This window comes from Janthinobacterium sp. C22, assembly GCF_057919405.1.
Map to the genome: position 1 here is coordinate 234685 of NZ_CP193659.1, position 19895 is coordinate 254579.

The 19895-nt window shown below is 58.4% G+C and carries 25 protein-coding genes and 2 pseudogenes; 1 reads left to right on the forward strand and 26 read right to left on the reverse strand.

Translation table 11 applies throughout. The features are described 5' to 3' along the window. Window positions 1–251: 251 nt before the first annotated feature. The 4 genes from ACRHIG_RS01000 to ACRHIG_RS01015 all read right to left on the reverse strand — a co-directional run bounded on the left by ACRHIG_RS01000 (window position 252) and on the right by ACRHIG_RS01015 (window position 6703). Entirely contained in the window at window positions 252–3362 is a 3111-nt protein-coding gene (locus ACRHIG_RS01000; protein ID WP_489629140.1) for an efflux RND transporter permease subunit, read from the reverse strand. Beyond that, window positions 3359–4531, reverse strand: a complete 1173-nt coding sequence (locus tag ACRHIG_RS01005) for an efflux RND transporter periplasmic adaptor subunit (RefSeq protein ID WP_475413744.1) — start codon at window positions 4529–4531, stop codon at window positions 3359–3361. The genes ACRHIG_RS01000 and ACRHIG_RS01005 overlap by 4 nt, the downstream gene beginning before the upstream one ends. Window positions 4532–4619: 88 nt before the next feature. Continuing rightward, on the reverse strand, window positions 4620–5978 hold the full coding sequence (locus ACRHIG_RS01010) for an ATP-binding protein (protein ID WP_475413743.1): 1359 nt from the start codon (window positions 5976–5978) through the stop codon (window positions 4620–4622). Further along, a complete protein-coding gene (locus ACRHIG_RS01015; RefSeq protein ID WP_034753223.1) occupies window positions 5975–6703 on the reverse strand; it encodes a response regulator in 729 nt (242 codons plus the stop codon). The genes ACRHIG_RS01010 and ACRHIG_RS01015 overlap by 4 nt, the downstream gene beginning before the upstream one ends. A gap of 186 nt (window positions 6704–6889) precedes the next feature. Here ACRHIG_RS01015 and ACRHIG_RS01020 point away from each other — a divergent pair, with 186 nt between their 5' ends. Then, a complete protein-coding gene (locus tag ACRHIG_RS01020) occupies window positions 6890–7405 on the forward strand; it encodes a Spy/CpxP family protein refolding chaperone (protein ID WP_489629141.1) in 516 nt (171 codons plus the stop codon). A 118-nt stretch (window positions 7406–7523) separates the two neighbouring features. Here the strand turns inward: ACRHIG_RS01020 and dsbD are convergent, their stop codons facing one another. The 22 genes and pseudogenes from dsbD to rplP all read right to left on the reverse strand — a co-directional run bounded on the left by dsbD (window position 7524) and on the right by rplP (window position 19895). After that, window positions 7524–9473, reverse strand: a complete 1950-nt coding sequence (dsbD, locus tag ACRHIG_RS01025; protein WP_489629142.1) for a protein-disulfide reductase DsbD — start codon at window positions 9471–9473, stop codon at window positions 7524–7526. Between the two features lie 158 nt (window positions 9474–9631). Then, window positions 9632–10024 carry a 50S ribosomal protein L17 gene (gene rplQ / locus ACRHIG_RS01030; RefSeq protein WP_034753219.1) on the reverse strand — a complete coding sequence of 131 codons (393 nt, stop codon included), beginning with the start codon at window positions 10022–10024 and terminating at the stop codon, window positions 9632–9634. 138 nt (window positions 10025–10162) lie between these two features. Beyond that, a pseudogene (locus ACRHIG_RS01035) lies at window positions 10163–11139 on the reverse strand (DNA-directed RNA polymerase subunit alpha). 111 nt (window positions 11140–11250) lie between these two features. Beyond that, window positions 11251–11874 carry a 30S ribosomal protein S4 gene (gene rpsD, locus ACRHIG_RS01040; RefSeq protein WP_038496998.1) on the reverse strand — a complete coding sequence of 208 codons (624 nt, stop codon included), beginning with the start codon at window positions 11872–11874 and terminating at the stop codon, window positions 11251–11253. Window positions 11875–12131: 257 nt separating this feature from the next. Next, a complete protein-coding gene (gene rpsK, locus ACRHIG_RS01045; protein WP_010394475.1) occupies window positions 12132–12536 on the reverse strand; it encodes a 30S ribosomal protein S11 in 405 nt (134 codons plus the stop codon). Window positions 12537–12553: 17 nt separating this feature from the next. Continuing rightward, a complete protein-coding gene (rpsM, locus tag ACRHIG_RS01050) occupies window positions 12554–12919 on the reverse strand; it encodes a 30S ribosomal protein S13 (protein ID WP_046681666.1) in 366 nt (121 codons plus the stop codon). Between the two features lie 14 nt (window positions 12920–12933). Further along, window positions 12934–13047, reverse strand: a complete 114-nt coding sequence (rpmJ, locus tag ACRHIG_RS01055; protein WP_010394471.1) for a 50S ribosomal protein L36 — start codon at window positions 13045–13047, stop codon at window positions 12934–12936. 42 nt (window positions 13048–13089) lie between these two features. After that, a complete protein-coding gene (gene infA, locus ACRHIG_RS01060) occupies window positions 13090–13308 on the reverse strand; it encodes a translation initiation factor IF-1 (protein WP_005663428.1) in 219 nt (72 codons plus the stop codon). Window positions 13309–13326: 18 nt separating this feature from the next. Continuing rightward, window positions 13327–14660 (reverse strand): annotated as a pseudogene (gene secY, locus ACRHIG_RS01065) (preprotein translocase subunit SecY). A 32-nt stretch (window positions 14661–14692) separates the two neighbouring features. After that, window positions 14693–15124, reverse strand: coding sequence for a 50S ribosomal protein L15 (gene rplO, locus ACRHIG_RS01070; protein ID WP_034753211.1), 432 nt, complete (start codon window positions 15122–15124; stop codon window positions 14693–14695). A 30-nt stretch (window positions 15125–15154) separates the two neighbouring features. Continuing rightward, window positions 15155–15334, reverse strand: coding sequence for a 50S ribosomal protein L30 (gene rpmD, locus ACRHIG_RS01075; protein WP_010394435.1), 180 nt, complete (start codon window positions 15332–15334; stop codon window positions 15155–15157). A 10-nt stretch (window positions 15335–15344) separates the two neighbouring features. Next, window positions 15345–15863, reverse strand: a complete 519-nt coding sequence (gene rpsE, locus ACRHIG_RS01080; RefSeq protein WP_010394433.1) for a 30S ribosomal protein S5 — start codon at window positions 15861–15863, stop codon at window positions 15345–15347. Window positions 15864–15872: 9 nt separating this feature from the next. Further along, on the reverse strand, window positions 15873–16235 hold the full coding sequence (rplR, locus tag ACRHIG_RS01085; RefSeq protein ID WP_010394431.1) for a 50S ribosomal protein L18: 363 nt from the start codon (window positions 16233–16235) through the stop codon (window positions 15873–15875). 13 nt (window positions 16236–16248) lie between these two features. Continuing rightward, window positions 16249–16782: a 50S ribosomal protein L6 gene (rplF, locus tag ACRHIG_RS01090; RefSeq protein ID WP_475413740.1), complete on the reverse strand. Its 534-nt coding sequence runs from the start codon at window positions 16780–16782 to the stop codon at window positions 16249–16251. Window positions 16783–16792: 10 nt separating this feature from the next. Further along, window positions 16793–17188: a 30S ribosomal protein S8 gene (gene rpsH / locus ACRHIG_RS01095; RefSeq protein WP_071325662.1), complete on the reverse strand. Its 396-nt coding sequence runs from the start codon at window positions 17186–17188 to the stop codon at window positions 16793–16795. A gap of 14 nt (window positions 17189–17202) precedes the next feature. Continuing rightward, on the reverse strand, window positions 17203–17508 hold the full coding sequence (gene rpsN, locus ACRHIG_RS01100) for a 30S ribosomal protein S14 (RefSeq protein ID WP_010394423.1): 306 nt from the start codon (window positions 17506–17508) through the stop codon (window positions 17203–17205). 2 nt (window positions 17509–17510) lie between these two features. Then, window positions 17511–18050, reverse strand: coding sequence for a 50S ribosomal protein L5 (gene rplE / locus ACRHIG_RS01105; protein ID WP_010394421.1), 540 nt, complete (start codon window positions 18048–18050; stop codon window positions 17511–17513). 6 nt (window positions 18051–18056) lie between these two features. Next, window positions 18057–18371 carry a 50S ribosomal protein L24 gene (rplX, locus tag ACRHIG_RS01110; protein ID WP_010394419.1) on the reverse strand — a complete coding sequence of 105 codons (315 nt, stop codon included), beginning with the start codon at window positions 18369–18371 and terminating at the stop codon, window positions 18057–18059. 9 nt (window positions 18372–18380) lie between these two features. Continuing rightward, on the reverse strand, window positions 18381–18749 hold the full coding sequence (rplN, locus tag ACRHIG_RS01115) for a 50S ribosomal protein L14 (RefSeq protein ID WP_008444317.1): 369 nt from the start codon (window positions 18747–18749) through the stop codon (window positions 18381–18383). A 253-nt stretch (window positions 18750–19002) separates the two neighbouring features. Continuing rightward, a complete protein-coding gene (gene rpsQ, locus ACRHIG_RS01120; RefSeq protein WP_010394415.1) occupies window positions 19003–19275 on the reverse strand; it encodes a 30S ribosomal protein S17 in 273 nt (90 codons plus the stop codon). Continuing rightward, entirely contained in the window at window positions 19272–19463 is a 192-nt protein-coding gene (rpmC, locus tag ACRHIG_RS01125) for a 50S ribosomal protein L29 (protein ID WP_010394412.1), read from the reverse strand. The genes rpsQ and rpmC overlap by 4 nt, the downstream gene beginning before the upstream one ends. 12 nt (window positions 19464–19475) lie before the next feature. Next, window positions 19476–19895: a 50S ribosomal protein L16 gene (gene rplP, locus ACRHIG_RS01130; RefSeq protein ID WP_034753201.1), complete on the reverse strand. Its 420-nt coding sequence runs from the start codon at window positions 19893–19895 to the stop codon at window positions 19476–19478.

Below are 19895 nucleotides of genomic sequence, written 5' to 3' on the forward strand. Positions count from 1 at the left end.
AAATGAATCGTGCTTTCTGTGTAGCGAAGAAATAACATTACAGGGCAGCCATAGTGCCAGAGTCCCTTGCTTTTGGGAACACTTCCTCGGCCTTTCCAACCCGAAGCGTACAGGATAGCGACATTCCTTGCAGCGCTGACCAGAGTACCCGAGCCGTCCCTTGACGGTTGTTACCGTATGTATCACCGCCCATACAAAACCGGCGCCGCATTCACTGAGGAACGGGGCGCCGGTAGGGGCCGTGTGGCGGCTCAGGCCTGGTTGTCGAGCGCCACCAGTTGCTCGTCCGTCATCGGCCCCGTGCCGCTGTACTTGTCCAGGAACAAATAGATGACGGGGGTGATGAACAGGGTAATCACTTGCGAAAACAGCAATCCACCGACCACGGCCAGGCCCAGCGGCTGGCGCAGCTCGGCGCCGGCGCCCAGGCCCAGGGCGATCGGCAAGGCGCCCATCAGGGCCGCCGCCGTCGTCATCATGATGGGACGAAAACGCAGGATGCAGGCCTGGCGGATGGCTTCAGGCGGGCTCATGCCTTCATTGCGCTGCGCATGCAGGGCGAAGTCGATCATCATGATGGCGTTTTTCTTGACGATGCCGATCAGCATCAAAATGCCGATGATGGCAATCATGGTCAGGTCCATGCCGAACAGGCGCAGGGTCAGCAGCGCCCCCACGGCCGCCGACGGCAAGCCGGCCAGGATGGTCAGCGGGTGGATATAGCTTTCATACAGCACGCCGAGCAGCACATAGATCACGCCCAGCGCGGCAATGATGAGGATGATCTGGCTCGATTGCGAGCTCTGGAACACGGCCGCGTCGCCGCCATAGCGCGTGATGATGGAGGCCGGCAAGCTCATGTCCTTGGCCATCGCGTCGATCTTGCCTGTGGCGATGCCCAGCGGCACGTCCGGCGCCAGGTTGAAGGCGATGGTCACGGCTTGCAGCTGCCCCTGGTGATTGACGGAGGTGGGACCGATCGTGCGTTCCACATAAGCAATACTCGACAGTTTCACCAGCTCGCCCGACTTGCTGCGCACGGAGACGCGCGTGAGCGCATCGTCATACTGGCGGTCCGCCGTGGCCGCTTCCAGGATCACGTAATAGCTGGCCGCCGAGGAATAGATGGTCGATACTTGCCGCTCGCCAAAGGCGCTGTACAGGGCCGTGCGGATGTCGGACATCTGCACACCCAGCAGATTGGCCTTGTCGCGGTCGATCCGGAGCGACGCCTGCAAGCCCTTGATCTGCGAATCGCTGGTGACGTCGCGGAAGGCCGGGTCGGCGCGCATGCCTGCAATAAACTTTTCCGCCCAGTCATTCAAGGCGTCGGGACTGACGCTTTGCAAAGTGTACTGGTAGCGGCTCTTGCTCTGGCGTCCGCCCAGCTGCAAGTTTTGCACGGGACGGAAATACACGGCCATGCCGGGCACGGCGCTCGTCGCGCGGCGCAGGTTTTCCAGCACCACGGGCATTTCCGGCCGTTCGTTGCGCGGTTTCAGCACCATGAACATGCGGCCCGTGTTGCCGCCGCCGACGAACGACGTGACGTCCTGCACGCTCGGGTCCGCCTTGAGCACGGCCGCCACGCGCGCTTGCAAGTCCTGCAATGCCGCAGATGAGATGTCTTCAGACGCTTCCGTATTCACCTGGATCTGGCCCAGGTCTTCCTCGGGGAAGAAACCTTTGGGAATGGTCGCGTACAGCAGCACCGTCAGCGCAAAGGTGCATACGGCAACGAACAGCACCACGTTGCGGTGCGCCAGGGCCTTGTCGAGCAGATGCACATAGCCGTTGCGCAATTTCGTGAAACCCGCTTCGAAATGGCGGCCGATGAAGGTTTTCTCGCCATGGCTGGGGTCGCTGTCATTGTGCTCGCGCGAATCGGCCGGCAGGAAGCGGCTGGCCAGCATCGGCACCAGGGTCAGCGACACGACGGCGGACACCAGCACGGCCAGCGAGACGACGACGGCAAACTCGTGGAACAGCAAGCCGATCACGCCCGGCATGAAGAAGATGGGAATGAACACGGCCACCAGCGAAACGGAAATCGAGATGATGGTAAAGCCCATCTCTTTCGCCCCTTCCAGGGCCGCGCGTATCGGTTTCTTGCCCATCTCGATATGGCGCACGATGTTTTCCAGCACCACGATGGCATCGTCGACGACGAGGCCGACGGCCAGGGTGATGCCCAGCAGGGACACGTTGTCGAGGCTGTAGCCGAGCCAGTACAGCAGGGCCAGCGCGCCGAGCAGCGAGATCGGCATGGTGACGGCCGGAATGAAGGTGGCTGCCGCGCGGTGCAGGAACAAAAAGATCACGAGCACCACCAGCACCACCGTCAGGGCCAGAGTCAGATTGACGTCGTGGATGGCTTCGCGGATCGACAGCGAACGGTCGTTGACCAGGCTGATCTGTATCGACTGCGGCAATTGCTCCTTGAAACCGGGCAACAGACGGCGCACGCCGTCGACCACTTGCACGGTGTTGGCGTCCGGCTGGCGCTGCACCATCAGGCTGATCGAGCGCTCGCCATTGAAACTGCCGACGGACTTGATCGATTGAAAGCTGTCTTCCACCTCGGCCACGTCTTTCAGACGCACGGGCTGGCCATTGCGGCTGGCAACGATCAGTTCGGCAAAATCGGCCGCTTTCATCATTTGCGGATTGCCCTGGATGGTCAGGGTCTGGCTGGGGCCGTCAAGGATGCCCAGTGGGGAATTCGTGTTCGAGGTGCGCAAGGCAACAGCCAGCTCGTCCATCGTCAGGTTGCGCGCATTCATCAGGTCGGCACGGGCCCGTACGCGCACGGCGAAGCGTTTCTGGCCATTGACGATGACCTGGGCTACGCCGGGCAAGGTCGACAGGCTGGGCGCGATCAGGTTTTCCGCATAATCGTTGAGGTCCGACAAGTTCAGCGAGGGCGACGTCATCTGGATGAACAGCACCGGCGCATCGGCCGGATTGACCTTGCGGTAAGACGGCAAGTCCGTCATTTCCGTCGGCAACTGGCGCTGCGCGCGCAGCAGGGCCGCCTGCACGTCGACGGCCGCCTCGTTGACATTGATGCTGGCGTCAAACTCCAGGGTCAGCGAGGTATTGCCCAGGGTACTCGTGGAGGTAATCAGGCTCAAGCCTGAAATGGTGGAAAACTGCTTTTCCAGCGGCAAGGCCACCGAGGACGCCATGGTTTCCGGGCTGGCACCAGCCAGGTCGGCGCTGACGTTGATGACGGGCGTGTTGTAGCTCGGCAACGCCGCCACGGGAATTTGCAGGTAGGCCAGCACGCCGGCCAGGATGATGGAGAGGGATAGCAGCACCACCATGACGGGGCGGCGGATGCTCAGTTCGGACAGGTTCATGCTGGCTTGCCCTGCGGTGCGGCGGCACCGTCGGCGGCCTTGTGTTTTTCCGCCAGGCGCACCTTGCTACCCGGGCGCAAGTTCTGCTTGCCGTCGACGATGACTTTTTCATCGCCCGCCAAGCCGGTGACGACGGCGCTCGGTCCGAATGCATACACGCGGGCAATCTTGCGCATCCTGGCTGTGTTGTCCGCCTCCATCGCGTACACAAAGGTGCCGGTGGTGCTCGTGATGATGGCGTTTTGCGGAATGACGAGCGCATCCTTGAGGGTGCGCACGGTCAGCTGCGTATTCACGTACTGGCCTGGCCACAGGTCGGTGCCGCCATTGTTGAAGCGGGCCTTGACCTTGATCACGCCGGTGGCGGGATCGACGGCATTGTCGATAAAGTTCAGTCTACCTTCCAACTGCTTGCCGCCCGCGTCCGACAGCAGCGCCTTGACAGGCACCTCGCCCGCCTTCTGCGCCGCCAGCAAGCCCGACAGACTGCTTTCCGGCAAGGTAAAGACCACGTCGATCGGGTCAAGCTGGGTGATGCTGGTCAGCGACGTGGCCGGCTGCACCAGGCTGCCCGGATACACATTGATGGCGCCCACGCGGCCGCTCTGCGGCGCGCGCAAGACGGTGTAGCTGGAGTCGACCTGGGCGGCGCGCAAGGCGGCCTGGTCAGCGGCCAGCAAGGCGCGTGCCGCGTCGAGCTGGCTTTGCAGGGTGTCCACGGCGCCCTGGGCGATGAAATTCTTGCTCAGCAAATCCTGGTTGCGCTTAAGCTGGCGTTCGAGATCGGCTACCGAGGCGCGGTCACGCAGCACCTGCGCCTGCGCCTTATCGACATTCGCGTGCTCGCTGCGGGCGTCCAGCGTGAACATCAGCTCGCCCTGCTTGACGAACTGGCCTTCGCGGATGTGCACCTTGGTAATCGTGCTGGTCGTCTGCGGATGCAGGTCGACGCTGCTGATCGGCGTCACGCTGCCATTGGCTTGCAGCAGCATCGGCACGTCCTGGCGCACGGGCGCTACCACGCTCACCGTCGTCGGCGCCTGCCCGCCCTTGCCCCCTTTGCCATCCTGCCCAGCGGCTGCTTTGCCTGGCTGATGATTGAAATACCAGATGCCGCCACCGATACACAGGGCAGCACCCACGAGGATTGCCAGACTAGTCTTTTTCATTGTTCTGTCACGCTGTCGCAGCGCAGGGCTGCAGGTTGAATGTAGTTGCCAGGGAGGCCTAACGCGCAATATTGTCGCATGGAAATGCTCACTTTCCTGCGTAATACTCTGGCACGATGAGGGTGACTTCCAGTCCACCGTCGACATGATTGGCCAGCAAGACCGTGGCGCCATGCTGCTCGGCGATATTGCGCGCGATGGTCAGGCCCAGGCCCGTGCCGCCCGATTCGCGCGAGCGCGAGGTTTCTATCCGGTAAAACGGTTCGAACACCTTGGCCAGTTGATCGGGCGCAATACCCGGCCCGCCATCGCGGATGCGGATGCGTGCGGCACCGGCGATGCGCTCGACGGTCACCTGCGCGTACTGGCCGTATTTGACGGCATTATCGATCAAGTTCACCAGGCAGCGCCGCATGGCGATCGGGCGCGCCATCAAGGCCATGCCTGCCTGTCCACTGAGGGTGACTTTCTGGCCGGCATCGGCCGCGTCGGAGCAGACGCTATCCAACAGGGAATCGAGATCGAGCGCCTGCATCGCTTCCGTGCTATCCATCGAGCGGGCCAGGTCCAGCCCTTCCTTGACCATGCTCTGCATGGCCGACAGGTCGCCCACCAGGCGGTCATGCAGTTCCGTATCCGCCACTTTCTCCAGACGCAGACGCAGGCGCGTCAGCGGCGTCTGCAAATCGTGCGTGATGGCGGCCAGCATTTGCGTGCGCTGGGAAATGTGCTGGCGGATGCGCGCCTGCATGGCATTGAAGGCGGCGCTGGCCTGGCGGATCTCGCTGGCCCCGGACAGGGTCAGCGGCGGGTGGTTGATGTCATTGCCCAGGTCTTTCGCCGCCTGCGCCAGCTGCTTGAGCGGGCGCATGGTCATGCGCGTGACGAGGTAGGCCAGGATGGCGATGCTGATCAGGAAAGGCAGCAGGGTCATCCAGTCGTTGTGTTCATTGAACGGCGGCTGCTGGCGCGGCGGCAAGACCATCAGGCGCAGCACGTGGCCATCCTGCATGCGCACGTCGAGGTTTTCGCAGGTACCGCCCCATGGCTTGGCGCCGAACTTGCCCGGCGACTGGCGCGGCTTGACGCAGGCGTCCGGGCGTTCGGCCAGCGCGCTGACCTTGAAACCCTCGCCCAGCTTGGCTTGCAGGGCGGTGGAAAATTCCGTCGGCGCGCCGGGCGTATGTTCCGTGTCGGGACGCAATTCCAGACGCACGCTGCCCTTGTTGGCCACCTTCAGGTAGGCGGCGCGCGAGGCCAGCGGCACCACGTCGGCCGCCATCACCAGCTGCTCGGCCCGCTCGACGGCATGGTAATCGCGGTATTGTTCGATGGCGCGCTGGCGTTCGCCCACGGCCAGCCACTGCGTCAGCGCGGCCGAAGCGACGATGCCGATCAGCAAAAACATGAAGACACGGCCCGTCATCGATCCCAGGAAGGCCTTCACGCGTGCGGCTCCACATTGACCTGACCGGCCAGCACGTAGCCGCCGTTGCGCACGGTCTTGATGATCTGCGGCAAACGGGCATCTTCACCGAGCTTTTGCCGCAGGCGGCTGATCTGGATATCGATCGAGCGGTCGAACGGGTCGGCGTCGCGGCCCTGCGTCAGGTTCAGCAGCTGGTCGCGGTTGAGCACGCGGTTCGGGTGTTCCAGGAAGACGCGCAGCAAACGGAATTCCGCGCCCGACAGCATGATCACCAGGCCGCTGGGATTGAGCAGGTGGCGCGCCGTGAGGTCCAGCGTCCAGCCGGAAAAACGGATTTGCTGGGCCTTGTCCGACGGCACGTTCGACGGCATGGCGTGGCTGCGGCGCAGCACGCTGCGTATGCGCGCCAGCAATTCACGGGGCTCGAACGGTTTCGGCAGATAATCGTCGGCGCCCATTTCCAGGCCCAGGATGCGGTCCAGCGGCTCATTGCGCGCCGTCAACATGATCACCGGCACCGTCGATTGGGCGCGCAGCTTGCGGCACAAGGTCAGGCCGTCGTCGCCTGGCAGGTTCAAATCGAGCACGATCAGATCGGGCCGCGTTTCATCGAGGATTTTCCACATGGCCGTGCCATCTGCCGCGCCCAGGGTGCGGTAGGCATTCGTTTCCAGGTAGTCCGCCAGCAAGCTGCGGATATCGCGGTCGTCGTCGACGATGAGAATTGTAGAAGTGGGTTCCATGGTACGAATTATCCCCACTTCCCCTGCCCTTGCACAACGCATTTGTATCGTCTTGTATATAGAAGACCCGAAGAAACATATAGATACAAACTGTCTGGCAGCGGACACTTCGGGGAAACATGGCGCGTCCAACATGGCTTCATGTGCAGCAGCATGCACATCCCTCACTTTTACAAAGGAATCCAGATGAACGCCTCAATGACAACCTTGCGCAAGAATTTGATCATCGCCATGAGCGTACTCGGCATGGGTGCGGCATCGCTGACCGTCCACGCCCAGGAAGCGGCCGCCAGCGCGCCTGCCGCCGGCACCAAGATGCAACATGAAGGCCAGCGCGGCCAGCACCGCGCAAGCAACCCGGCCGAACGCATGGCCAAGTACCAGGCCCGCCTGCACGACAAGCTGAAGCTGACGGCCGCGCAGGAACCGGCCTGGGCCACGTTCACGGCCGCCAGCGCGCCGAAAAAACCGATGGGCGACTGGAAAGCCAAGCGCGAAGCGATGGCCAAGCTGTCGGCGCCGGAGCGCATGGAGCAATGGATCGCCATGTCGAAGGAACGCATCGCCAGCCAGGAAAGCCGCCTGGCCTCGCTGAAAACCTTCTATGCCGTGCTGACGCCGGAGCAAAAGAAAGTGTTTGATGACAGCGTGCCGGGCGGCAAGCATGGCGGCCATCGCGGTGGTCATCATAAAGCAGGCTGAACGTAGGTCGAATTAGGTCCGCAGGACCGTAATCCGACAACGTTGACGTGTGCGGTGGTGTCGGGTTACGCCCTGGCGGGCTAACCCGACCTACCCCGACCTACCCGACCTGCCCGTCCTACTCGTCGAGCTTGCGCAAGGAAGTCAGGAAGGTGGCAGCGTTCTGGAAGCCGATCACACGCGACTGGGCGATCTCCTGCCCCTGCGGGTTGAACATGATGATGCCCGGCGGGCCGAACAGCTGAAAACGTTTCAGCATGGCTTTGTCATCCGCATCATTGGCCGTCACGTCCACCTGCAGCAGCACGGCTTGTCCCATCTTCGCGCGCACGGCGGGATCGACGAAGGTCAGCTTTTCCATCTCGATGCACGACACGCACCAGTCGGCATAAAAGTCCAGCAAGGCTGGCTTGCCATTGAGCTGTGTCAATGCCGCATCGAGCTGCGCCACGGTTTTCACACGCGTAAACGGTTGCGCGTGCACCTGGCCACCACCCAGGTGCGCCAGCGGCGCCAGCGGGTCGCGGCCACCGCTGGCTACGCCAACCAGCTGCATCGCGCCCAGCACGGCAAATACGAGGCCGAAAGCCTTGGCGATCCAGGCGTTCTGCGCGCCGCTCTTGCCCACCAACAGATACATGCCGTAGCCGACGAACAAGACCGTCCAGCCCAGCATCTGCACGGCGCCCGGCAGCACGGGCGAGACCAGCCACCAGGCCACGCCCAGCTGCAGTACGCCAAAGAAGCGCTTGACGGCGTCCATCCACGCGCCGGCGCGGGGCAGCAAGGTACCGGCCGACACGCCGACCAGCAGCAGAGGCACGCTCATGCCCACCGCCATGGCAAACAAGGCGCTGCCGCCGATGACGACGTCGCGCGTCTGGCTGATGTACAGCAAGGCGCCGGCCAGCGGCGCGGCCACGCAGGGTCCCACGATCAGGGCGGAAATGGCGCCCATCACGAACACGCCCGCCAGGCGGCCCGACGATTGCTGGTTCGATACGCTCGTCAGCTTGCCTTGCAGGAAAGCCGGCACTTGCAGCTCATACAAACCGAACATCGACAGCGCCAGGCCCGCCATCAACAGGGCAAAGAAGCCCAGTACCCACGGGTTTTGCAGTTGCGCCGCCAAGCCTTCGCCCGCCAGGCCGGCCGCCACGCCCAGTGCCGTGTAGACGATGGCCATGCCCAGCGCGTACGTCAGCGACAGCAGCAAGCCGCGCGAGCGGCTGACCTTGGCGCCATCGCCGATGATGATCGACGACAAAATCGGCACCATCGGCAGCACGCACGGCGTAAACGCCAGGCCCAGGCCCAGCAGCATGAACAGGGGCACGATGACGAGCAACTTGCCACCCTTTAAGGCCGCTTCGATCTTGCCCATCTCGCTTTGCGCGGGCGCGGCGCTTGCCGCCACGGGGGCCGCCGCGGCCGGCTCGGGCGTGCTGGTGATATCGGCCTGGGGAATGCTCAGCACGGACACGCCGGGCGACGCCTGCGCCTGCGGGCCGTTGACGGCCGCCGTGTCGACTGCCGGCGCGGCCGGCAGGGCGAATTTCGACGGCAGGCCCGCGCCGGGCGCCACGCTCTGGCCGCCGCCCCCGCCCACCAGCTGGGCTGTCGCATCCTGCGGCGCATAGCACAGGCCCTTGTCGGAGCAGCCCTGTCCCGTCGCTTTCAGGGTGAACGCGCCGGCCGCCTCGACGGGAATGGTGATGGTCAGGGTCTTGCGGAAGGTTTCCACGTTCTTCTGGAAGGTGTCGTCGAACTTGACCTTGCCGGCGGGATACACGGGTGCGCCCAGTTTGGCGCCCACGGCCTCGAACTTGAAGCGCTCGTGGTACATATAGTAGCCATCGGCGATCACATAGGTGACGGCGATGGTGGACGGATCCTGCATGCGGGCGGAAAACTTGAAAGCCAGTTCCGGATCGAGGAATTCATCGTCGGCGCGGGCATAACTGGCGCCGAAGACGGCCATGGCCAGCAGCAAACAGGCGGCAAGCCAGATCAGCAGTTGATGTAGTGGAGCGGCGCGCGCGGAGGCGCTGGAGGGGAAACGGGACATGAACTACCTTTTCGACCATTCGACGGAGGACGCGCGGAGCAGGCAGCGCTTGTGCCGGGCCGGCGCGAAAGAAGAATAGTACACCGCAGCAAGGATAGCTGCAGCAGAAAACAAAAAAGCCAGGCTAGGCCTGGCTTTCTCAGATGCAATTACCGGGATTACTCGCCAGCAACTTCAACTGCTTCGGTCGTATCTGGACGATCCATCAGTTCAACGAACGCCATAGGAGCGTTATCGCCGACGCGGAAACCCATTTTCAGGATACGCACATAACCACCGTTACGGTTGGCAAAACGTGGGCCCAGTTCAGCGAACAGCTTGACGACCATTTCGCGGTCGCGCAAGCGGTTGAAGGCCAGACGCTTGTTTGCCAGGGAGTCGGTTTTGCCCAGGGTCAGAATTGGCTCGACAACGCGGCGCAGTTCTTTTGCTTTTGGCAGGGTGGTTTTGATCGCTTCGTGACGCAGCAGCGATACTGTCATGTTGCGCAGCATTGCCAGACGGTGGGACGAGGTACGATTCAGTTTACGGAGGCCGTGACCGTGACGCATGATAAATCCTTTCGGTGAGTGTTTAAATCCAGTTCTTCGATCGGCTGGGCGGGAGACCCCGACTAGCCGCGGACCGGTTTGGTACTACAAAATAAAAGCCTGGGACACCTGTCCCAGGCAGTTTGCTACGACTACGAATTACTTTTCCAGGCCGGCAGGCGGCCAGTTTTCCAGCTTCATGCCCAAGGTCAAGCCGCGCGATGCCAGCACTTCCTTGATTTCGTTCAGGGACTTGCGGCCCAGGTTTGGCGTTTTCAGCAGTTCGTTTTCCGAACGTTGGATCAGGTCGCCGATGTAGTAGATGTTTTCCGCTTTCAGGCAGTTCGCCGAACGCACGGTCAACTCCAGGTCGTCGACTGGACGCAACAGGATAGGATCGACCAGCGGAGCGCGCGATGGCGCTTCGGCGGCAGCTTCCGTGCCTTCCAGGGCAGCGAACACATTCAACTGGTCCACCAGGACGCGGGCCGACTGGCGGATCGCTTCTTCCGGCGAGATGACGCCGTTGGTTTCGATGTTGATGATCAGCTTGTCCAGGTCAGTACGCTGTTCAACGCGGGCCGATTCAACGAAGTACGATACGCGGCGCACTGGCGAGAACGATGCATCGAGGATGATGCGGCCGATGGTCTTGTTCGTGTCTTCCGACAGGCGACGCACGTTACCAGGAACGTAGCCGCGGCCTTTTTCAACCTTGATCTGCATGTCCAGCTTGCCACCAGCGGTCAGGTGGGCGATCACGTGGTCAGGGTTGATCAGTTCGACGTCATGCGGCAGGTCGATGTCGGAGGCCAGGATCGCGCCTTCGCCTTCTTTTTCAGGGTCAGGGTTACCGAATCGCGGTTGTGGACTTTGAAAACCACACCCTTCAAGTTCAGCAACAGATCGACGACGTCTTCTTGCACGCCATCGAGGGAGGAATATTCGTGGACGACGCCGGCGATCGTCACTTCGGTCGGCGCGTAGCCCACCATCGACGACAGCAGAACGCGGCGCAACGCGTTACCCAATGTGTGGCCATAGCCGCGCTCGAACGGTTCCATCACGACCTTGGCGTGACCTGCACCGAGAGCTTCAACATCGATAATACGTGGCTTCAACAAACTGTTTTGCATGAAATGTCCTTTTCAATACCCTCGGCTCATTACACCGATAAGGCTGATGGCATTAGTGAAACGCCCACTTTACAAAAGCAAAGTGGGCGGAGATCTTGCTACTGACTACTATTAACGCGAGTACAGCTCGACGATCAGCGATTCGTTGACGTCGTTAGCGATTTCGTTACGCTCTGGCAGGGACTTGAAGGTACCTTCCATTTTCTTGGCATCAACCGAAACCCAGCTAGGCATGCCAACTTGTTCAGCCAGCGACAGTGCTTCAACGATACGCACTTGCTTTTTCGATTTTTCACGAACAGCGATGATGTCGCCAACTTTGACCGAGTACGAAGCGATGTTCACAACGATACCGTTCACGGTGAACGCTTTGTGGCTGACCAATTGACGCGCTTCAGCGCGGGTCGAGCCAAAGCCCATGCGGTAGCAAACGTTGTCCAGACGCGTTTCCAGCAACTTCAACAGCGTTTCGCCGGTGTTGCCTTTACGACGGTCTGCTTCAGCGAAGTAGCGGCGGAATTGACGTTCCAGCACGCCGTACATGCGCTTGACTTTTTGCTTTTCGCGCAGTTGGTTACCGTAGTCCGAGGTGCGGGCGCCGGATTTGACACCGTGCTGGCCTGGCTTGACGTCCAGTTTGCACTTGCTGTCCAGCGAGCGACGGGCGCTCTTCAGGAACAGGTCTGTACCTTCACGGCGGGAAAGTTTTGCTTTAGGTCCGATATAACGTGCCACGATACTTCCTTTTTTAAATGATAACGCCCCAGCCACATGCATGATCAAACACACTGATGCGGTTAGGCGCTAGTCTGATTTGGTTTCAATCAGACGGTGGCTGAAAACGAAAAACCCGTCAAACAGGATTTGACAGGCAAGAACAGCCGGGCAGTATAACCGTTTCCGGCTCCCTGCTCCAGCGTTTTCACACAACTGTACTGAGTTACAACAGACAGCAAAGCAGCTGGCGCCGAAGCGCCCTCTGCAACACTATCTTAGATACGACGACGTTTCGGTGGACGGCAACCGTTGTGCGGTACCGGCGTCACGTCCTGGATCTCGGTGATCTTGATACCCAGGTTGTTCAGCGCGCGAACGGCGGATTCACGACCAGGACCTGGGCCCTTGATACGCACTTCCAGGTTCTTCACGCCACACTCAACAGCCACTTTACCAGCGGCTTCCGCGGCGACCTGCGCTGCGAACGGGGTCGATTTACGCGAACCCTTGAAGCCTGCACCGCCGGAGGTAGCCCACGACAAGGCATTGCCTTGACGATCGGTGATGGTAATGATGGTGTTATTGAACGAAGCGTGGACATGCGCGATGCCTTCAGCGACGTTCTTTTTAACTTTTTTACGCACGCGTGCTGATGCGGCGTTATTTTGCGACTTAGCCATAATTATTCCCTAGCGGATTATTTTTTCAGCGATTGAGCGGCTTTACGCGGTCCCTTGCGGGTACGTGCGTTCGTACGCGTACGCTGGCCACGGCAAGGCAGACCCTTACGATGACGCATGCCGCGGTAGCAACCCAGATCCATCAAACGCTTGATGTTCATGGACAGTTCACGACGCAGATCGCCTTCGACGATGAATTTACCTACTTCATCGCGCAGTTTTTCCAGTTCGCTGTCATCCAGATCTTTGATCTTTTTGTTGGTTGCTACACCGGTCGATGCACAGATTTTCTCTGCGCGTGGACGGCCCACACCGTAGATGGCCGTCAGGCCGATAACGGTATGCTGATGATTTGGGATATTAACCCCTGCAATACGTGCCATTTGTTATTCCTCGATTAACCTTGACGCTGCTTGTGACGTGGTTCCACGCAGATAACGCGGACTACGCCTTTGCGCTTGATGATCTTGCAGTTGCGGCAGATCCGCTTGACTGATGCGAGAACTTTCATTTTTGGGCTCTTTCTTTCGCTTCTTTGGTTTGATTCAGTGTGTTACTTGGTACGGAACACAATGCGGGCTCGGCTCAGGTCGTACGGCGTTAACTCCACCGTCACCTTGTCTCCAGGGAGAATGCGAATATAATTCATCCGCATTTTACCTGAAATATGCCCGAGCACCACGTGTCCGTTCTCCAGCTTCACTCGAAATGTTGCATTTGGGAGATTCTCAAGAATCTCGCCCTGCATCTGTATGACGTCGTCTTTTGCCATTCGGTATGTTTACCGCGCTTAACGCGTCGGAATTCCGCCCTTGAAATTTGCTTTGCGCAGCAGCGAATCATATTGCTGCGACATCACGTAGTTCTGTACTTGCGCCATGAAATCCATGGTGACAACTACAATAATCAATAAAGAAGTACCGCCGAAATAGAATGGTACTTTCCACTGGGCTTGCATAAATTCCGGCAATAAACACACCAGGGTGATGTAGACTGCGCCGGCAAGTGTCAAGCGTGTCAGGATCTTGTCGATGTAACGGGCTGTCTGCTCGCCTGGACGGATCCCGGGAATGAACGCACCGCTTTTCTTCAAGTTATCCGCTGTTTCCTTGCTGTTAAATACCAGCGCTGTATAGAAGAAACAGAAAAACACGATCGCCACTGCGTACAACAGCGCATGGATAGGCTCACCAGGCCCCATCGATGCTGCCAAATCTTTCAAGAACCGCACCGCAGGGTTAGCGTTGTCGGCGCCCTTTGAAAACCAGTCCACGATAGTGGCCGGGAACAAGATGATCGAAGAAGCAAAGATCGGCGGGATCACGCCGGCCATGTTCAGCTTCAACGGCAAATGGCTGGTTTGACCGCCATAAATCTTGTTGCCTACCTGGCGCTTCGCGTAATTGACCAATATTTTGCGCTGACCACGTTCGACGAATACGACGAAGTACGTTACCAGTGCTACCAGGATCACGATGAAAATCGCGCTGAAGCTGCCGATCGAACCATTCGACACCTGGGTGAACAAGCCACCCAACGCCGACGGCAGACCTGCTGCAATCCCGGCAAAAATGATGATCGAGATGCCATTCCCCAAGCCACGCTCGGTAATTTGCTCACCCAACCACATCAAAAACATTGTTCCGGTCAACAAAGTGACGACCGTCACGAAGCGGAATGCAAGACCAGGTTCCAACACCAGACCAGCTTGCGACTCCAGTGCGACTGCAATGCCTAACGCTTGGAACAGTGCCAGGGCAACCGTGAAATACCGGGTGTACTGGGTGATCTTGCGACGACCTGCTTCGCCTTCTTTTTCAACGCTTCCATCTGCGGTGACACGATCGACAGCAATTGCATGATGATCGAGGCCGAGATATAAGGCATGATACCCAGCGCAAACACTGTAAAACGAGACAAGGCACCGCCCGAGAACATGTTGAACATGCCCAGGACGCCGCCTTCGTGCTCCTTGAACAGCGAGGCTAATTGTGTCGGGTCAATCCCGGGAACCGGGACGTGAGCACCGATACGATAAACCACCAATGCGCCAAGCAAAAACCAGAGCCGTCCCCAAGGGAAACCGGCCGCTGCACTTTTAGCAAGTTGTGGATTAGTCGCCAATTTTCGCTCCGATCAAGCTGTTAGCGGTCAACTCAGGCTACCGAGCCGCCGGCTGCTTCGATGGCGGCTTTCGCGCCAGCGGACACTTTCAAGCCCTTCAAATTCACCGCTTTGGTGATTTCGCCGGACAAGATCACGCGCACGTCACGGGCCAACACGCCCAGAACGCCAGCTTGCTTCAAGACCAGAATGTCGACATCGCCAACAGCCAGGTTGTTCAGATCGGACAGACGCACTTCAGCTTTGAAGGTGGCGTGCATCGATTTGAAACCGCGCTTAGGCAGACGGCGTTGCAGAGGCATCTGACCGCCTTCGAAACCGACTTTATGAAAGCCGCCCGAACGCGATTTCTGACCTTTGTGACCACGACCCGAGGTTTTACCCAGGCCGGAGCCGATACCGCGACCGACGCGACGCTTGTAGTGCTTAGCGCCTTCGGCTGGTGCAATAGTATTCAATTCCATGATTTGCTCCGTTCGTGTAAGCCCGAAGGCTTACCCGACAACTTTAACGAGATACGATACTTTATTGATCATGCCGCGTACGGATGGGGTGTCTTGCAATTCGGAAACCGAATTTACACGACGCAGACCCAGACCGCGCACGGTAGCGCGATGCGATTCGCGCGTACCGATCAAGCCCTTGACCAATTGCACTTTGACTGTGTTTGTCATTTTGTCCACCTTAAGCCAGAATGTCTTCGACCGACTTGCCGCGCTTGGCAGCGATATCGGAAGCAGTGCTCATTTTCGACAGGCCGTCCAGCGTAGCGCGTACCAGGTTGTATGGGTTGTTCGAACCGGTGGATTTCGCCACCACGTCCGTCACGCCCATCACTTCGAAGATAGCGCGCATTGCGCCACCAGCGATAACGCCAGTACCCGGCTTGGCTGGGTTCATCAGGACCTTGGAGGCGCCGTGACGACCAACAACCGTGTGATGCAAGGTACCGTTTTTGAGCGGCACTTTGATCAGGTTGCGACGGGCTTCTTCCATTGCCTTCTGCACGCCCACTGGCACTTCTTTCGATTTGCCCTTGCCCATGCCGACGCGGCCATCGCCATCACCAACTACGGTCAGCGCGGCGAAACCCATGATACGACCACCCTTGACCACTTTGGTCACGCGGTTGATCGCGATCATTTTTTCGCGCATGCCATCATCCGGCTTGTCGCTTTGCATTTTTGCTTGCATTTTTGCCATGATTGATCCTTAGAACTTCAGACCGGCTTCGCGTGCGGCTTCTGCCAACGCTTTCACACGGCCGTGGTAACGGAAACCGGAGCGGTCGAACGCAACTTCGGTAATTCCTGCTTTCAACGCTTTTTCAGCGACGCGCTTGCCGATCAAGGCTGCAGCAGCGGCATTGCCGCCTTTGCCGGATTGGCCTGCCAGTTCAGCGCGAACTTCCGCTTCAGCCGTCGAGGCCGAAACCAGGACTTTAGCGTCCGGGCTGATCAGGTTGGCGTAAATGTGCAGGTTGGTGCGATGCACCGACAAGCGATTTACTTTCAATTCCGCAATCTTGATGCGGGTTTGGCGTCCGCGGCGAAGCCGTGATTCTTTCTTATCCATCGTCAGCCCCTAATTACTTCTTCTTGGTTTCTTTAAGCTTAACCACTTCGTCCGCATAGCGAACGCCCTTGCCTTTATAAGGCTCAGGAGCGCGGTAAGCACGAACTTCAGCGGCTACCTGGCCAACCTGTTGACGGTCGATACCTTTAATCAGGATCTCGGTCGGGGTTGGTGTTGCGCAGGTAACGCCGGTTGGCATGTCATGCACTACAGGGTGCGAAAAACCCAGGGACAGATTCAGCTTGTCGCCTTGAGCTTGCGCCTTGTAACCCACGCCTACCAGGTTCAGCTTTTTCTCGAAACCCTTGGTGACGCCAACAACCATGTTGTTGACCAGTGCGCGCAGCGTGCCGGACATGGCATTGGCTTCGCGGCTGTCGTTCGCCACGTCGAAACTCAGGGTTCCTGCATTGTTTTCCACTTTGACCAGACCGTTGAGGGCCTGGGAAAGTACGCCCAGCGGGCCTTTTACGGTGATCGCTTGTGCGGAGATGGCGACTTCGGCGCCAGCTGGCACTACGATAGGCATTTTAGCTACTCGAGACATGTGTAACTCCTTAAGCCACGTAGCAAATAACTTCGCCGCCGACACCGGTAGCGCGTGCTTTGCGGTCAGTCATGACGCCTTGCGGAGTCGACACGATCGCCACACCCAAGCCATTCATCACAACAGGGATCTCGTCTTTACCCTTGTAGACGCGCAGACCCGGACGGGACACGCGCTCCAAGCGCTCAATAACGGGACGGCCAACATAATACTTCAAACCGATCTTCAGTTCCGCCTTGCCACCAGCTTCGGCAACAGCGAAATCTTCAATGTAACCCTCGTCCTTCAGGACGTTGGCAATCGCAATTTTGACTTTCGACGATGGCATGGCCACGGTCGTTTTTTGCACGCCTTGTGCGTTGCGAATGCGGGTCAGCATATCGGCGATAGGATCGCTCATACTCATTGCATATTCTCCTATTACCAGCTTGCTTTTGTCATACCCGGAATTTCACCACGCATGGCGAATTCACGGAGCTTGATACGACCCAGACCGAATTTACGGAATGTGCCGCGCGGACGACCGGTGATGGCGCAACGGTTACGTTGACGCGTCGGGTTCGAGTTACGTGGCAGCGCCTGCAGTTTCAGGCGAGCTTCGTAGCGCTCTTCTTCCGATTTCGATTGGTCATCGACGATGGCCTTGAGAGCTTCGCGCTTAGGGGCGAATTTCGCCACCAGGTCAGCACGCTTGATCTCACGATTAATCAGTGACAGTTTGGCCATGATCAGTTCCTGAAAGGGAATTTAAAGGCGGCGAGCAAAGCTTTGGCTTCGTCATCGGTCTTAGCGGTTGTCGTGATGCTGATATTCATACCGCGCAACGCGTCAATCTTGTCGTATTCGATTTCAGGGAAAATGATCTGTTCCTTGACACCGATGTTGTAGTTGCCACGACCATCAAATGCACGGCCGTTCACACCACGGAAATCGCGTACGCGCGGCAGAGCCACGGTAATGAAGCGATCCAGGAACTCGTACATGCGAGCGCCGCGCAGGGTGACCATCGTACCGATCGGGTAACCTTCACGGATTTTGAAGCCTGCGATCGCTTTGCGGGACTTGGTGGTCACTGGCTTCTGGCCGGCGATCTTGGTCAAGTCAGCAACTGCGTGCTCGAGAACTTTTTTATCCGCGATAGCCTCACCAACACCCATGTTCAGGGTGATCTTGGTCAGGCGTGGAACTTCCATTACCGACTTGTAACCAAACTTGCTGGTCAGGTCGGCAACGACTTTTTCTTTATAGAATTCTTGGAGACGTGCCATGATTTCTTAAGCCTTCACTACTTCGCCGGAGGATTTAAAGACGCGGACTTTTTTGCCATCCACTTCTTTGAAACCCACGCGATCTGCCTTGCCAGTCGCTGCATTGAACAATGCAACGTTGGACACGTGAATTGGCATGGTCTTATCGACGATACCACCAGTTACGCCAGTCATCGGGTTTGGCTTAGTCGCTTTTTTAGCGATGTTAATGCCGTCAACCACGATATGTTCAGCATCGATACGCTGCTGTACCACACCACGTTTGCCCTTGTCTTTCCCGGTCAGAACGATGACTTCGTCGTTTTTACGAATCTTATCCATTACGACTCCTTACAGGACTTCCGGTGCCAGGGACACGATTTTCATGAACTTCTCAGTGCGCAGTTCGCGCGTGACAGGTCCAAAAATACGGGTACCGATCGGTTCCAGCTTGGCGTTCAACAGAACGGCGGCATTGCCGTCGAACTTCACCAGGGAACCGTCTTGGCGGCGAACACCTTTAGCGGTGCGCACAACCACGGCGTTATAAATTTCACCTTTTTTGACACGGCCACGTGGCGCAGCAACCTTGACGGTTACCTTGATCACATCGCCAATGCCAGCATAACGGCGCTTGGAGCCGCCCAATACCTTGATGCACATTACTTCTTTGGCACCGGTATTGTCAGCCACTTCGAGCCGGCTTTCAGTTTGAATCATAGTATTCTCTTTCCCAACTTAAGCCGAAGAATCCACACAATGTAGACCCACGGTCAGTCTTGGTCCCGCCAGAGCCGCCCTGCTGGGCTTCACTGTTTGGGTGCATGACCTTCATACATCAACTGACCGCGAATGCTACTGTCTGTGGCCAGACACTTTGCGGCGTTACATGAACGAAGCCCGCAAGTATTACATACAATTTGCGGGCCTGCAAGTACTAATTAAAACCCACCGCCGAAACGGTGGTTTTTATTTAAACGGTTGGTGCGGCTTGAACCACACGTGTCACCGTCCATGCCTTCGTTTTGGAGATCGGGCGACCTTCCTGGATCTCGACCGTATCACCGGCCTTGACTTGGTTGGTCTCGTCATGCGCGTGATACTTGTTCGAGCGCATGATGATCTTGCCATACAAAGGATGTTTTACGTGGCGCTCGATCAGAACGGTAACGGTCTTGTCCATCTTGTCCGAAACCACTTTACCGATCAGCGTGCGCTTGAGCGACTGTTTCACTGGTTCGTTCATTTGGCTTCCTTCAGATTCATTACCGTCTTCACACGCGCGATATCGCGGCGTACCTTCTTGAGCTGCGAAGTGTTGCTCAGCTGCTGCGTAGCGATTTGCATGCGCAGGCCGAACTGTGCCTTCAACAGGTCATTCAGCTCTTTTTGCAGAGCTGGCTGGTCCTTGCCGCGGAGTTCAGATGCTTTCATATACAACTCCAATTATTGGCCGACTTGGCGGATGACAAACGTCGTCGCCAGTGGCAGTTTAGCGGCGGCAAGACGGAATGCTTCCCGTGCCAGCGCTTCATCAACGCCATCCATTTCGTACAGTACTTTGCCTGGCTGAATTTCAGCGACGTAGTACTCAGGATTACCCTTACCGTTACCCATACGGACTTCAGCCGGTTTGTTCGAAATCGGTTTGTCCGGGAAAATACGGATCCAGATACGGCCACCGCGCTTGATGTGACGCGTCATTGCACGACGCGCCGCTTCAATTTGACGCGCAGTGATACGACCGCGCGCAACTGCCTTCAGACCGAATTCGCCAAACGACACGGCGGTGCCGCGGCTGTGCGAAATACCGGTATTACGGCCTTTCTGCTCTTTACGATACTTTCTGCGTGCTGGTTGCAGCAT